The sequence below is a fragment of the Micromonospora sp. CPCC 206171 genome, assembly GCF_036906755.1.
In the GTDB taxonomy this organism is placed as follows: Bacteria; Actinomycetota; Actinomycetes; order Mycobacteriales; family Micromonosporaceae; genus Micromonospora; species Micromonospora purpureochromogenes.
In genome coordinates, this window is sequence record NZ_JBAKHT010000016.1 from 138,813 (window position 1) to 153,687 (window position 14,875).

General features: G+C 68.7%; 11 protein-coding genes. 6 read left to right on the plus strand and 5 right to left on the minus strand.

Annotation, left to right across the window (positions count from 1 at the left end; all coding sequences use genetic code 11):
- Positions 1-198: 198 nt before the first annotated feature.
- Positions 199-1,095 (plus strand): 1,4-dihydroxy-6-naphthoate synthase, encoded by an 897-nt coding sequence (locus V6U89_RS19350; protein ID WP_334572733.1) that lies wholly within the window; start codon positions 199-201, stop codon positions 1,093-1,095.
- Here V6U89_RS19350 and V6U89_RS19355 read toward each other — a convergent pair.
- Positions 1,056-1,442, minus strand: a complete 387-nt coding sequence (locus tag V6U89_RS19355) for a cold-shock protein (RefSeq protein WP_210776414.1) — start codon at positions 1,440-1,442, stop codon at positions 1,056-1,058. The genes V6U89_RS19350 and V6U89_RS19355 overlap by 40 nt on opposite strands.
- 28 nt (positions 1,443-1,470) lie before the next feature.
- On the minus strand, positions 1,471-2,097 hold the full coding sequence (locus V6U89_RS19360; RefSeq protein ID WP_334572734.1) for an HAD family hydrolase: 627 nt from the start codon (positions 2,095-2,097) through the stop codon (positions 1,471-1,473).
- Between the two features lie 84 nt (positions 2,098-2,181).
- On the opposite strand from V6U89_RS19360, the gene V6U89_RS19365 reads away from it, so the two are divergent.
- Positions 2,182-4,650 (plus strand): helicase-associated domain-containing protein, encoded by a 2,469-nt coding sequence (locus V6U89_RS19365; protein ID WP_334572735.1) that lies wholly within the window; start codon positions 2,182-2,184, stop codon positions 4,648-4,650.
- 70 nt (positions 4,651-4,720) lie between these two features.
- Here V6U89_RS19365 and V6U89_RS19370 read toward each other — a convergent pair whose 3' ends face one another.
- Complete coding sequence (locus V6U89_RS19370) at positions 4,721-4,957, minus strand: hypothetical protein (protein WP_334572736.1); 237 nt, start codon at positions 4,955-4,957, stop codon at positions 4,721-4,723.
- Positions 4,958-5,094: 137 nt separating this feature from the next.
- Positions 5,095-5,985, minus strand: coding sequence for a L,D-transpeptidase family protein (locus tag V6U89_RS19375; RefSeq protein WP_334572737.1), 891 nt, complete (start codon positions 5,983-5,985; stop codon positions 5,095-5,097).
- Positions 5,986-6,164: 179 nt separating this feature from the next.
- Here V6U89_RS19375 and V6U89_RS19380 point away from each other — a divergent pair, with 179 nt between their 5' ends.
- Together V6U89_RS19380 and V6U89_RS19385 are read left to right on the plus strand one after the other, a co-directional pair.
- Positions 6,165-7,844: a DNA repair helicase XPB gene (locus tag V6U89_RS19380; protein WP_334572738.1), complete on the plus strand. Its 1,680-nt coding sequence runs from the start codon at positions 6,165-6,167 to the stop codon at positions 7,842-7,844.
- A gap of 391 nt (positions 7,845-8,235) precedes the next feature.
- A complete protein-coding gene (locus V6U89_RS19385) occupies positions 8,236-9,099 on the plus strand; it encodes a hypothetical protein (protein ID WP_334572739.1) in 864 nt (287 codons plus the stop codon).
- Between the two features lie 227 nt (positions 9,100-9,326).
- On the opposite strand, the gene V6U89_RS19390 is transcribed toward V6U89_RS19385, so the two are convergent.
- Positions 9,327-9,914, minus strand: coding sequence for a hypothetical protein (locus V6U89_RS19390; RefSeq protein ID WP_334572740.1), 588 nt, complete (start codon positions 9,912-9,914; stop codon positions 9,327-9,329).
- A gap of 703 nt (positions 9,915-10,617) precedes the next feature.
- Between V6U89_RS19390 and V6U89_RS19395 the strand changes: the two genes are divergently transcribed.
- The gene (locus V6U89_RS19395) at positions 10,618-13,269 is read left to right on the plus strand and encodes an HsdM family class I SAM-dependent methyltransferase (protein WP_334572741.1); all 2,652 of its coding nucleotides are present in this window, start codon (positions 10,618-10,620) and stop codon (positions 13,267-13,269) included.
- Positions 13,266-14,273, plus strand: coding sequence for a ComEC/Rec2 family competence protein (locus tag V6U89_RS30210; protein WP_442933949.1), 1,008 nt, complete (start codon positions 13,266-13,268; stop codon positions 14,271-14,273). Before V6U89_RS19395 ends, V6U89_RS30210 begins: the two co-directional genes overlap by 4 nt.
- The last annotated feature ends 602 nt before the right edge of the window (positions 14,274-14,875 follow it).

A 14,875-nucleotide genomic window follows, 5' to 3' on the forward strand; every position in this document is an offset into this window, starting at 1 on the left:
GGAAGCGGCGCCGTGGGGAGTGGCAGGCGGCGCGATGGCAAGCGGGGGAAGTGGCGGACGGCGAGAAGCGTCCCGGGTGGGGAGGGGGGAAGCGGCGAGCGGCGAGCGAAAGCCGGGGGCGCGGGGCGGCGGCGGGTGGGGTCACAGTGGGGTGGGCGGGGTGGAGTGGGCACCCGGGGGCGGGGCTACCGTGGGAGCGTGGCGCTCTCCCTGGCGATCTCGCCCTGCCCCAACGACACGTTCGTCTTCCACGCGCTGGTGCACGGCCGAGTGCCGGGCGCGCCGCCGGTCGAGGTGACCTACGCGGACGTGGACGTCACCAACACGGCCGCCGAGCGGGGTGCGTTCGACCTGGTGAAGGTGAGCTACGCGGCACTGCCCTGGCTGCTGGACGACTACCACCTGCTGCCCTGCGGCGGGGCGCTCGGCCGCGGCTGCGGCCCGCTGGTGCTAACCCGCAGCGCAGCCGGCGACGGAGCAGCCGGCGACGGAGCGATCGGGGCCGACCGGCCGGACCGGGCCGACCTGACCGGGGCCACGGTGGCGGTGCCCGGCGACCGGACCACCGCGTACCTGCTGTTCCGGCTCTGGTCAGCCGAGCGGCCGCCGGCGCGGATCGAGGTGGTGCCGTTCCACGAGATCATGCCGGCGGTGGCCGCCGGGAAGTACGACGCGGGGCTGGTCATCCACGAGGCGCGGTTCACCTACCACCGACACGGGCTGACCGCGCTGGTGGACCTGGGCGAGTGGTGGGAGGGCGACACCGGCCTGCCGATCCCGCTCGGGGCGATCCTGGCTCGCAAGGGCGCCGTCGACCCGGTGGCGGCGGCCGGCTGGATCCGGGAGTCCGTCCGCCAGGCCTGGGCCGATCCGGCCGCCAGCCGGGAGTACGTGCTCTCGCGCGCGCAGGAGATGGAGCCCGACGTGGTGGACCGGCACATCAGCCTCTACGTCAACGAGTTCACCGCGGACCTGGGGGACGCGGGCTTCGCCGCCGTGGAGGCGCTGCTGGGCCGGGCCGCCGACGCCGGGCTGATCCCGAAGACCTCCGGCCCTCAGACCTCCAGCTCGCGCGCCACCGCGTGGACCAGCTGAGCGACCTTCTGCGCGGTCTTCTTGTCGGGGAACCGGCCCCGGCGCAGGTCCGGCTGGACCTTCGCCTCCAGCACCTTGATCATGTCTTCGACCAGGCCGTGCAGCTCCTCGGCCGGGCGCCGGCGCAGCTCCGCCATCGACGGCGGCACGTCCAGCAGCTTGACCCCCATCGCCTGGGCGCCCCGGCGGCTGTCCACCACGCTGAAGTCGACCCGCTGCCCACCCTTCAGGTCGGTGACACCCGCGGGTAGCGCGCCCTTGGGCAGGAACACGTCGCCACCCTCGTCACTGGTGACGAACCCGTATCCCTTGGCCGCGTCATACCACTTCACTCGACCCGTCGGCACCTGAGAACCCCTGCTTCGCTTGAGACGTCTACTGCTGCTCCAAGGCTAGCCCGATGATCCGGTCCAGCGCCGCCGGGAATCCGGTGAGATCGTCCAGCACCTGGTACGCCCCGGCGGCCCGCAGTTCGTCGGTGCGGCACGGCCCGGTGGCCACCCCGACGCCGGGTACCCCGGCCGCGCCCGCCGCCGCCATGTCCGCCACATGATCACCGACGTAGAGGGTCGCGCCGTGCGTGCGCAGCGCGGTCGCCTTCTCCTCGGCGAAGAGGTCCCCGGCCACCTCGTCGACGCTCAGCCCGAGGTGCTCCAGGTGCAGCCGGGCCAGCCGGCCCAGCTTGGCGGTCACCACCATCACCCGACCGCCACGGGCGTGCACCGCCTCGACCGCATCCCGCGCGCCCGGCATCGGGACGGTCGGGGTGATCGCGTACGCCGGGTAGAGCTCGCGGTAGAGCGTCACCGCCTCGTCCACCCGCTCGGGCGGGAACCAGTGCGCGATCTCGGTGCGCAACGGCGGCCCGAGCCGGGTGACCGCGAGGTCCGCGTCGACGGGTACGCCGGTCTGCGCGGTCAGCGCCCGGAAGCAGGCGGCGATGCCGGGGCGGGAGTCGACCAGGGTCATGTCGAGGTCGAAACCGACCATCAGTGGAAGCACCCCGAGAACGTACCCGCCCAACCCGGACCGAGCCGGACGTCCGAGGGGCGGGACGGCCCCGCAGCGGGCTAGCGTGGAACGACGATGACCACCTCACTCGCCGACCACCTGCGCGCCCTGCCGGACGAGTCGCTGGCCGCCCTGCTCCAGTTGCGGCCCGACCTCGTGGTGCCGGTGCCCGCCGACGTCTCCGCCCTCGCCATCCGGGCCGAGTCGCGGGTCTCCGTGGCCCGTGCGCTGGACGGGCTGGACCAGTTCACCCTCCAGATCCTCGACGCCGCCCGACTCACCCGGCACCCCGAGGAGGGCACCACCTCCACCGACGCCGTCCTCGCGATGGCCGCCGCCGGGCCGCACCCGCCCGCCCCGACCACCGTCCGGGCCGCGGTGGACCGGCTGCGTGCGCGCTTCCTGCTGTACGGCCCGGAGCACGCCCTGCGCGTCGCGGGCAGCGTCGACGAGGTCTCCCCGTACCCGGCGGGGCTGGGGCGACCGGCGGCGGAGCTGGACGCGCGGACGGCGGCACTCTGCGCGGACCCGGCGAAGCTGCGGCGGACGCTGCTGGCCGCTCCGCCCTCGGCCCGGGCGATCCTGGACCGGCTCGCCGCCGGGCCGCCGGTGGGCAGCGTGCCGCCGGGCGCCCTCCAGGCGCCCCCGGTCGGCGCGGAGGACGACCTGCCGCCGGACGCCACCAACGGCGGCGCGCCCACCGGCTCGCCGATCCGCTGGCTGGTCGACGCGCGGCTGCTGGTGCGGGTCTCCGGCGGCACCGTCGAGCTGCCCCGCGAGGTGGGGCTGCTGCTGCGCCGGGACAGCGGCCCGCTGGGCCCGCTGCGCACCAGCCCGCCGTCGGTCACCGCGCCGCCACGCGAGCCGAAGGCGGTCGACTCCGCCGGGGCCGGGCAGACCATGGAGCTGGTACGCCACACCGAGGCGCTGCTGGAGAGCCTGGCCGCCGAGCCGGCCCCGGTGCTGCGCTCGGGCGGGGTCGGGGTCCGTGACCTGCGCCGGCTGGCCCGCGGCGTCGGGCTGGACGAGCCGGCCACCGCGCTGGTCTTCGAGGTGGCGTACACGGCCGGGCTGGTCGGGGAGATGGACCTGCCCGGGTCCACCACCGGCCGCTACGGCGCCGACCAGCAGGTGCTGCCCACCGGCGGGTACGAGGTGTGGCGGGCGATGTCCCTGGCCCACCGCTGGGAGCAGCTCGCCCGGGCCTGGCTGACGATGACCCGGCAGGTCGGGCTGGTCGGCCAGCGCGACGACCGGGACCGGCCGATCAGCGCGCTCTCCGCCGAGGCGGAACGGGCCGGCGCGCCGGCCGCCCGGCGGGCGGTGCTCGGGGTGCTGGCCGACCTGGAGCCGGCCACCGCACCCACCCCGGACGAGGTGCTGGAGCTGCTGGACTGGCGGGCCCCCCGGCGCAGCCGGGGCCGGGAGGCCGCGCACCGGGAGGTGCTGGCCGAGGCGGCCCAGCTCGGCGTCACCGGGCTCGGCGCGCTCACCTCGTACGGGCGGCTGCTGCTGGCCGACGTCACCGAGGCGGACGAGCGCGGCGGCGACGACCCGCTCGGCCTGCGCTCGGACGCCGAGAGCGGTGACCCGTCGAGCGCGGTGCGGGCGCTGGACGCGCTGCTGCCCGCCCCGGTCGACCACTTCCTGGTGCAGGCTGACCTGAGCGTGGTGGTGCCCGGCCCGCCCGACCCGGCGCTCGCCGCCGAGCTGGACGTGGTGGCCGAGCACGAGTCGGCCGGCGGGGCCAGCGTGCACCGGATCACGACGGCGAGCGTGCGCCGCGCCCTGGACGCCGGGTACACCGCCGACGACCTGCACGCCCTGTTCCGCCGCCGGTCGCGCACCCCGATCCCGCAGGGGTTGACGTACCTGATCGACGACGTGGCGCGCAAGCACGGCGGGCTGCGCCTCGGCTCTGCCGGTGGGTACGTGCGCAGCGACGACGAGGCGCTGCTCGCCGAGGTGCTGGCCGACCGGCGACTCGAGTCGATGGCGTTCCGCCGGCTGGCCCCGACGGTGCTGATCACCCCGTACCAGGTGGGGCGGATGCTGATCGCGCTGCGCGACGCCGGGTACGCGCCGGTGCCGGAGGACACCAGCGGCGCGACGGTGCTGTCCCGGCCGAAGACCCGGCGGGCGCCCGCCCGGGCGTCGGTGAGCACCCGCGCGCTGGATCCGCTGGCCGCGCCGAAGCTGGCCATGCCCCGGCTGCTCGGCGTGGTGGAGCAGATCCGGCGGGGCGACGCGGCGGCGCGGGCGGCCCGGCGGGCCCCGGCGGTGGTGCGCGGCAGCGCGGCCCGGGTGGCCGCCGGTCCGATGCCGGCGCACAGTCACAGCGAGGCCCTGGCGGTGCTGCAACAGGCGGTACGGGACAAGGCGCTGGTCTGGGTCGGCTATGTCGACGCGCACGGGGCGACCGCGTCCCGGCTGCTCCGGCCGGTGTCGATCGGCGCCGGTTACCTGCGCGCCGAGGACGACCGGACGGAGATGCTGCACACCTTCGCGCTGCACCGGATCACCGCGGCGGTGCGGGAGGACTGAGCGGCACCGGCCCACCGCGGGAGGGATCGGCGCGGCCAATGCCGGCGGCGGCGCGGCGGGACCGGCGCGGTCAGCGGCGGCTGCGGCGCACGGTGCCGATCACGGAGACGGCGAGCAGCAGGGCGAACGCGGCGCCGGCGGTCTCGCCGACCGAGGCGACGAAGCCCTGCCGCTGCACCAGCCAGCCGAAGAGGAACCAGCCGACGAGGGCGAGCGCGGCGGCGGCGTAGCCGACCACCGTCGCCGTGGAGACCTGGTCGGCCGGCGGCGGCTCGTCGTCGGTGACCGCGTCCTGGTCGACGCTCATTGCCAGCCCTCCCCGCCCCGTCCGGCTCCCGCCCTCCAGGGTGGCACCCGGACGCGTGGCCGCACAGGGGACAAAACCCTGAATCGCCGCCCCGGCAGTCGGACTGTCGGAGCGGCGATTCAGGTGAGGATCGCGGGTCAGGTGCCGGGGCGGCGGCCGACCAGCGTCACCCGGGAACCGATCGAGCCGAGTTCATACCAGCGGACCGCGTCGGTGTGCAGCAGGTTGATGCAGCCGTGCGAGCCGATCGAGGAGTTGTGCAGGTAGGTGGTGGTCTCGTGGAAGCCGATCCCGCCGTTGAACCGCTGCCAGTAGGGCAGCCAGACGTCGTACGGGTCCGACCACTCCTTCAGCTTCCGAAGGTTGATCTTGTAGGTGCCCGAAGGGGTGGCGTAGCCGGACATGCCGGTGCGGGTCACCGTCGGCTTGGCCACCACCTTGCCGTCGCGCATCACCCAGGTGGTCTGCTTGGTCAGGTCCACGCAGAAGGTGGTGCCCGAGCCGGCGTTGCACCGGCTGGTGTCCGTGTTCGCCAACCGCTTCGCCACGTCGTACGTGGTGGGGCCGGCCCGGCCGGCGGCCGGGCGGATGTCGTACCGCTGCTGGAACTTCTTGATCGCGGCGCAGTCGGCGTCGGACTGCCGGCCGTTGACGCTGACCGTGCCGAACCCGCCCAGCCGGGCGAGGTAGCCCTCCACCTCGCGCTGGTACTCCCCCTGCTCGCAGCGGGTCATGTTCTGCGGTGTCGGGTTGGCGAATCGACGGCCGCGCTCCGGCTTCGGCGGCGTGGTGACGCGCGGCGTCGTCGCCGCGGCCTTCAGCGTCGGGGCCGGCGTGGTCGGCTGGGCCCGCTGGTCGGGCGGCGCGCCGCCGCTCGCCCCCGATACCTGTTCCGCATTGCCGACCGGGGCGAGCCCTCCTCCAGTGCCACCCGGATCGGCCTGCGGGTCGAGCGCGCACCCACCGGCGCCGACCAGCGTGACCACCGCCAAGGCGACGATCCGGACGGTTAAACCTGTATGCCTCATTGAGCCCTCCCGAATCCGTCGTCCGATTGGAAGACGTTCGGCGGTGGGAAAGCGTTGCGTCGTTTGGGCATTTTTCTGGGCGTCCCCGACCTCGTGCAACACTGGATGGTCGGCCTGCGGCGGGGTGTCCCCACCGATGACGGGTAGCCGACAAGCCCGGCCGAGGAGAGGACACTGGCGTGAGCGGTGGACCACTGATCGTGCAGTCCGACAAGACCCTGCTGCTGGAGATCGACCACCCCGACGCGCAGGCCTGCCGGATGGCGATCGCCCCCTTCGCCGAGCTGGAGCGCTCCCCGGAGCACGTGCACACCTACCGGCTCACCCCGCTGGGCCTGTGGAACGCCCGGGCCGCCGGCCACGACGCCGAGGCCGTGGTGGACGCGCTGATCAAGTACTCCCGCTACCCGGTGCCGCACGCGCTGCTGGTGGACGTGGCCGACACCATGGACCGGTACGGCCGGCTCCAGCTCGCCAACGACCCCGCGCACGGCCTGGTGCTGCGGGCGCTGGACCGGCTGGTGCTGATCGAGGTCGCCAAGAGCAAGAAGCTCGCCGGCATGCTCGGCAACAAAATCGACGACGACACCATCCAGGTGCACCCCTCCGAGCGCGGCCGGCTCAAGCAGGCGCTGCTCAAGCTCGGCTGGCCGGCGGAGGACCTGGCCGGGTACGTCGACGGCGAGGCGCACCCGATCGAGCTGGCCGAGGCCGGCAAGGACGGCCGCAAGCCGTGGACGCTGCGGTCGTACCAGCGGGAGGCGGTCGAGGCGTTCTGGGCCGGCGGCTCGGGCGTGGTCGTGCTCCCCTGCGGCGCGGGCAAGACGCTGGTCGGGGCGGCGGCGATGGCCGAGGCGAAGGCCACCACGCTGATCCTGGTCACCAACACGGTCGCCGGCCGGCAGTGGAAGCGCGAGCTGATCGCCCGCACCTCGCTGACCGAGGAGGAGATCGGCGAATACTCCGGCGAGCGCAAGGAGATCCGCCCGGTCACCATCGCGACGTACCAGGTGCTCACCTCGCGGCGCGGCGGCGCGTTCACCCACCTGGACCTGTTCGGCGCCCGCGACTGGGGCCTGGTCGTCTACGACGAGGTCCACCTGCTGCCCGCGCCGATCTTCCGGTTCACCGCGGACCTCCAGGCCCGCCGCCGGCTGGGCCTGACGGCGACTCTGGTACGCGAGGACGGCCGGGAGGGCGACGTGTTCAGCCTGATCGGCCCCAAGCGGTACGACGCGCCGTGGAAGGACATCGAGTCGCAGGGCTGGATCGCCCCGGCCCAGTGCACCGAGGTACGGGTGACGCTGACCGACGCCGAGCGGATGTCCTACGCGACGGCGGAGGCCGAGGAGCGCTACCGGATGGCGGCGACCGCCCGGACGAAGCTTCCGGTGGTGAAGGCGCTGGTCGACCGGCACCCGGACGAGCAGGTGCTGGTGATCGGGGCCTACATCGACCAACTGCACCAGCTCGGGGAGTACCTCGACGCGCCGATCGTGCAGGGCTCCACCACCAACAAGGAGCGGGAACGGCTCTTCGACGCGTTCCGCTCCGGTGAGCTGCGCACCCTGGTGATTTCGAAGGTCGGGAACTTCTCCATCGACCTGCCGGAGGCGGCGGTGGCGATCCAGGTGTCGGGGACGTTCGGGTCGCGGCAGGAGGAGGCGCAGCGGCTGGGGCGGGTGCTGCGGCCGAAGGCCGACGGGCGGCAGGCGCACTTCTACACGGTGGTGTCCCGGGACACGATCGATACCGAGTACGCGGCGCACCGGCAGCGGTTCCTCGCCGAGCAGGGGTACGCGTACACCATCGTGGACGCGGACGACGTGCTCGGGCCGAAGCTGCCGAGCGTGGACTGACGCCGTGTTGGCGAAAAGTCCGCACTGCGGGAAGGGTTCCCACTAACGCCTCTAGGTCAGGGCTTGACCCCCGTCGGGGGGAGCCGGACACACCTCGTTGGCTCGTGCCGGTCGTTGCCGCCCAGTGCGGCCGAGCAGTTGACGGTAGGCGTCCTCTGCTGCCTCGTACCAGCCTGGATCAAAGGGCTTGCTGCCTCATCGCTGCCTCCAGCCTCGGCCTGATCGTCTCCGTACTCTGAACCTATGGACTGGCCGGCTGAGGCTTTTCCGCAGCACTGCTCACGGGGGCGAGCGTCCATCCCCGAAGTGGCGCATCATGACGGTCATGCCACACCACGGGTCCGGAGCCAAGAGGGCAGCTCGGGTCATACTGAAGCACGCCGCCCCCCGCATGCGCATCCTCGACGAGCACATGTATCGGCTTGAGAACCACGATGGGACCGCCCAGGGGGCCTGTCGGCTTCAGTTGTTTACCGCAGATGGACGGCGACCCGTAGCGGTAGCCACCCAAACGATCGACGAGTTCCCATCGCTAACCAATTCAGCGGAGGAGTATGCCACCCAGGTATGGCAGCAGTTCCTTCCGGACTACCCGACACAGCCGATCTGGATCCAGCGATCACTGTCAGACTCCTTCCCTCCACACGTTGCTTACGTCACCTTCATTCCTGACCCGGAACGGCGGCAATTGGTCAGTCCGGAGTGGCACATCATCGAGGATGACGACATCGACATACTCGTGGCGCAGCCCGTAGACCGCAGCCGCGGCACGGGTTACCTCCCGCCCGAGCCGGAACCCGAGGCACAGCCGCGTTACGCCAGGTACTGGGTCGCCTTGCTTCCCCGTCCTAGACCGTTTCGCGAACCGGGCTGCATGCCCACCGGCGTTCGTTGGTGGCGACGGATCGCGCGGCAACTCGTGCCACGTCGTGGCGGCAGCACCTGCTGTTGGTACCACGGGGGTGACTGGCACACCGTCAGCGACGCAGCGATCCAGCTCGTTCAGCAAGCGCGCACAGCCGGCGTCCCTGCTCGCGACATCGCCGCTTACGTCGGCGAGCAGGCAGCAGAAGATGCCACTCTCTCGGCCTGGGAACGAGAAGCGCTCGCCACACTTGTATCGCCGGCATGGGCAATCCAGCCATTCGAGAGTGCTCGGGGCTTCGTCAACGGCCAGCACCGTGCTCAAGCCCTCCTTGACGCAGGCGTGCGTCGGACAATCGTGATGTATTGGGAGGATGCGGCAGCATCATAGCCAGATGTTCCGTTGCTGAAGCTGGTTATGGTGTCGGCGGCGGGAGTTGTGGCACCTGCGCATTACGAGTCGGTTCCCCGGTGCTGGCACACCGCTTGGTCCCCGTGCTCGGCATGGCTTTCACGTCCGTGGTCGTCCGCCCATGCTCGGCGGTTTGGCTGCTCGATTGGCTGCTCGGCCACTGTCAGCGCCGAACACGTGGTCGGTTGACCTGGCTAAGTATCTTGCTAGCGGTCGTGAGCGGTCATCCGGCGCTGGATCGCCATGAGTACGTCAGCTGTCATCTTCTCGCGAAGACGGTTGATCAGGCTCCGCGCAGGGCGGTAGGAGCCCGACCCGCTCTCGGCGATCGAGACTCGTTCCTCATCATGCTCGTCTGGGCCGCCTAGCAAGTCGATGAGCTCCCGCCAACTCACCCCCCGAGCCCGGCGCCACAAGGGCAGGTCCTGCTCGGGCAGCATCCCGAGCCTGCCGGCGAATCGAATCTCGATCCACTCCGGGTGCGACGCGATCTGGTCCACTAGGTCCCGCTCTTGGTCCAACACCTCAAGGAGATCGCGCAAGATTTCCAGCTCGAACGTGCGGCGGCGCTCAGCCGCGACGGCTGCGCGTGCCCTGCTCGCTTCCTCATTTGCCCGCTCTGCTTCCTCCGCGGCCTTGACTGCGGCTTGGTTCGCCTTCGATGCAAGCACCACCGCCACGGTGCCTACGAAAAGCGATGCCGCACCGAAGAGCAGACTCCCCCCGAGAGCGACCCAGTCCCAGATGTCACGGGCAATGTCGGTCACCTGAACCGACCACGTGCCCGATGGCATGGGAGCGAGGCTAGGCGCGTCGGACGGACTTGCTGAGGGCGTCAGAGTCGGAGTGGGGCTTGGGGTTGGCAGTGGCTGCACGGCCTCCACGATGGCAGACGTAGCAGGTTGCCGGCATCCCCGATCATGCTGCCGTGTACCTGCATTTGACGTTGACCAAGGGCGTTTCGGCCCTCGCAGCCCTGACCCCCGTCGTTGCTGATGACGCCGGATTGGACATCAACGGCGCGCATCCCAGCCATGGCGTCTCGCTTACAAGCTCTGTGTACCGCGTCCACATGCGTCCGGGAACGGCCGCAGGCTCTGGGCCGCGTCAGCGCCAGCCCCCGTCAGCGTGCCGCCGTCCGGCGCGGTAGCTGTCGGCGTTGCTGTCGACAGCCATCACGTCCGCCGCATGATCGTTCGTGCTTACCGCCGCCGCTGGGCTGTCAACCCGTTGACCGCTTGGCCGTCCCCTCGGTCTTCGTGTACCCGAAGGGGCGTGCCGACAGCCTACTTGTGCTGGTCATCAGGTGGGTCTCGCGACCAGGGACGAGGTCTGGCTTGAGCCGGCGCGCTGATCGTCAGCGAACTAATCACAAACGCGGACCCGCAATTCCCAGTCGTGCCTTGACGCGCAGGACATTAAGGTGATGTTGTACGTTCGGTAGATTTTCGGACGCCCGATCCGCTAGAGCCAGGTGTGGCGCGCATGGAGGTGGGGATGACCAGCGCCGTCGCAGGTGAGGCCGACCGGCACGCCCAGCTACGCGCGCTGTTCTCGACGCTCGGCTACGACGAGAACTTGGTTCAGTATGACTACCGGTACCTCGCCGCCGACGCAACAAGGCGCGTGGATATCGCTGCGTTCGCTCAACTTCCCTTGGACATGAGCAGTGCAGTGATGGTGGGCCAAGTTCAAGCGGCCGGCGAAGACCACGCCCGCACTACGGCGCTCGGGGCGGCCTCCGCGCTAGCGGCCCCGGCAGCCGTGGTCGCGATGTTCGACGGCCTCGAAGTTATCGCGGCAAACAAGGCGACTCTGATCCAACGAGTACCCTATGGCGAGCGGCTCAGCGATCGCATCGTGGATGAACTGAGAGCCGACAGACTGCTGCAGGCGAAGCTTCGTCATCCAACACCCACGCTGTTCAGCGTTGACGTCACGCAGTTGCCCAGGGCGAGACGCAGCGCTGTGGAAAGCCTCCGCGATCGAGTTGTGATAGCTCGTGAAGCTATCAAGCTTAGCGCCCATACCCTTGATTTCAGGCTGACTCCTGACTCTATCGCTCGCTTGCTCGTGAATTCCTTGACATCCCTCTTCATAGAGGACAAGTTCGAGATTGAATATCAATCGGCTTCATGGTGGCAGGAAGTCCAGACCCGATTTACCGATTTGAACCGGGATCTAGAAAGTTTCGGCGATTCGGCTCTCGCCCTATTTGACATCGCGCGGGATTCACTAAGAGAAGGCGTCGACTATCGCAGCCTTGATTCAGTTGTAATTTCTGACTTGTACGAACCTCGCCTAGTTGACGCCGGGACCATGAACGAGAATGGCGTGGTATACACGCCCTTCGAGCTGGCGTCACGAGTTCTCGAACGCGTTCCGGTTGAGTTGATTGCCCCGGACGAACGCAGCGTGCTCGACTTCGCCTGCGGGTCGGGCACACTTCTCTTGGCCGCCCACGACCGGCTAAAGAATGCCCTGCCGCGGCCCATGAACTTCGAGCAGATCCACCAGTACCTCGTCTCGAATCTTCACGGCTGGGACCGTGACGCCTTTGCGGTTAGGCTTACCCACCTAAGCCTGACGCTTAAGGGTCACCCGCTCGGCAACGGCTGGGATGTCCAGGAGCGCGACACGCTGGATACTAGGCTCCCAGTCATTAACCCCTCGATTATTTTCGCGAATCCACCATGGAGGGGGCGGAGGGTCGGACCTCACGCCGGGCAGGGCAGGCGCCAGCGAGACGATGCAGCGACCCCATTCGTCAACAGGGCGCTGGACATAATCCGGCCGGATGGTCTGCTCGCATTGTTTGTGCCAGCCGCATGGTTGACTGCTCGGCATAGCGCGGACGCCCGACGCAACCTATCCCGTCATTGTGAGATTCTGGAGACTTGGCGACTACCCGAAGGCGCTTTCCCGCCGGCGGAAGTAAAGGGCGCAGTCCTAATTGCCCGCGCTCGGAAGCCGGGAAGCGCAGCTGCTAACTGGTACGTGTCACGTCGCATCGCCAGGCGAGCTTCGCTAGGCCGGCTCTACGCGGACGGTACCGCAGACAAAACCTCCCTGCTTCGCATAACTGGGGCGAGTGACCCGCTTGCCGCATCATCTCCCGTGACCGCCTTCATAAAAGACGTGAGGGCTGGAGAGTCCCTGGCCAGTGTCGCAAATATCCGGTCGGGCCCCCCACGGGGGGGAGGCGCTACCGGCGGGCAGACTTACCGCTGGCTGGGAAATGTGCGCGCGCTGAGCCATTTCGGTCGAGTCACCGCATACAACACAAGCCCAGCAATGTACCCCGGAGATTTCGACGCAAGGGCTGCTTGGTCCCCCGAGCTGAACTACACACTTCCCAAGTTGCTTGTTAGCAGGGTGCGACGGTCGAACACTCCCTGGAAGATCAAGGTCGGTTTCGCTTTCGAGCCAGTAATTCCTTCCAACAATCAATACGCGATCACGCTTAAAGATCACCTATGGACGGATCTCGAGACGCGTGACGTGGAGCGGGAACTTTACGCGCTGGGTGGCATTCTTGGGTCGGCCCTAATTTCTACGTGGATAGATGACCAAGTAACCACCGGAAACATCCCTCGCGAGCTCCTTGCTACTCTTCCGTTGCCAGAGGGGTGGACTGGTATTGCAGAGGCTGCGGAGCAATTGTCCCAGGCCGCTGAGACAGGATATTCGGCTGAGGCTAGGTCGGCGTTGGCACGGGACCTGGACGCCCGAGTCTTTGACCTGTACGGGGCACCGGAAGAGGTTAGGCGAGATGTGCTCGCCGTGATGAGTGACGAACAAGCACCGGAAGGGACCGTCCGCTATTCCGCCCCCGAAGAATGGGTTCCTAATATGAATCCTGCTGGAGTGAGGGCGGAGCGGTCCTTGGAGTACGACGGCACCGTACTGGCAGTGGCTGACGACGGAATCAGGATCTGGGTTGACCAGCTGACGGACCTTGACGGCGTGATTATCGGCCTACCACAGAGGCTTCCCGCTGCTGCGATGCTCCCAGGGGTCACATTCAAGGTGCGAACCAGCAGCGGCGACCTGCGGCAAGCCGAATACCGATTCCATAAAAGTCTGTATCTAGACAACGAGGAACTATTCCCCCTTCCCGCCCCTGATCAGACGGAGGATGGGCTTTGACCGCTACCCGTCATTTCTTTTTCGATGTTGGGCAAGGCCAGGGCTCCCTCAGTGTCGATACGGGAAGCGGGGAGGCCCTTCTTGTGGATTGTGCCAAAGGAACAACCAGTGAGATTGAGCAAAACGCGGCCGGATGCAAGCTGCGCTTGGTGATCGTTACCCACCTAGATTGGGACCATTGCGCCGACCTAATGAACATTGTCAGGGTCTTCGATCCCGATTCCGTAAGGTTAAATCTCGATACGGGCTGGAAGATGCAAACGCAGTACCGTCAACTGCGAGCTCTAATAAGGGGCCTCCGCGAATGGAGTGACAGCCGCCGGCCGGCTCGGTGGGGTTTTGCCACTATTGAGACTGCGCCGGACCAGCCGAAGATCGGGAGCATGTCGTGGAGAGTTCTCGCCCCTGAGGCTTCAGACGTCGGCGCCGCGCATCAAGCAGACAACAGGAACAAAGCAAGCGTCATTCTTCATCTAAGAAGCAATGGTAGGGGTTTCCTATTTACAGGAGACGCAGACGCCGCTGTTCTAGGACGTCTGGTTTCAGACGATCCGGGGCAGGTCGCCGCTGACGTCTTGGTGCTTCCTCACCACGGAGGGCGGTGGCGCTACAGGACGTCCGACCCAGACGCTTCTGACGTCTGGCCACACGTTGGTCCGGCCATCGCGATAATCAGCGCTGGATCACGTAATGACTACGGGCACCCTTTCCCAGAGAACATTCAAGGCGTCCTTAAGGCGACGCAGGCAAGAGTCATGTGCACCCAAGTCACGCCTCGATGCTTTGGCGCTGATTCGCTTGCTGCTCATCAGGAGGCAGCTCGGGGAGCGAACTCAATGACGCCCCCGTCCGAGGCGGCCTGCGCCGGAACGGTTCAGGTAGACGTCAACGAGGTTGGCGGCCTGTCGGTGGCACCCGATTTAGAGACGCACGGTGCGACAATACGACGCTGGCCGCAGCCGTGCTGCCTATCAGTTGGCAGTGTCGACCCAGGTCCAGAATGAGCAGCCTTGTGAGATTGTCCCCCACATCCCGCCGTCACTTCCCGGGATTTCGTTGTCTTGAGTAACCGGCGGCTTGCTGTCGGGCGAGGCCGGGGTGGGGATGCGGCGCGTCCAATCGGGCAGGTCCCTGGCCTGCCGGCGACTGCCGGCCCGAGGGGTCGCAGAGGCTCCGGGGTCAAGGGCGGCCCGCAGGGCCGTCGCACAGCGACGCGAAGCGCCCTTGACCTTGGAGGGGCGGCCCCGCACACTTCGCGCCGCATCCCCACCACGGCCGGCGGTGACTCGCGCTACGGTGCGGCGGTGCGACGGCCGCCGCGCCCGGCCGGCTGCCCGCACACCATCTCTCCGTTCAACGGTCTGTCGTTCTGCGCGGCCCTCGGGGTTCCCCGCTCTCCGCGCCAGCCGCCGGGCGTCAGGCGTGACGGCCGCAGAGCGACAGTGGCAGCGGGCGGCGCGCGCCCTGGCGGCGGCGCGTGCGGCCCCTCAAGGGCCGCCTTGAAACATGTACAGAAATTCTGAGCCACGTCGCCGGGGCGCTTCTGTCCGGTCTCGGGACCTGCGTGACACATCGGTATCAGGACCTGCGTGACACTCCGCTGAGT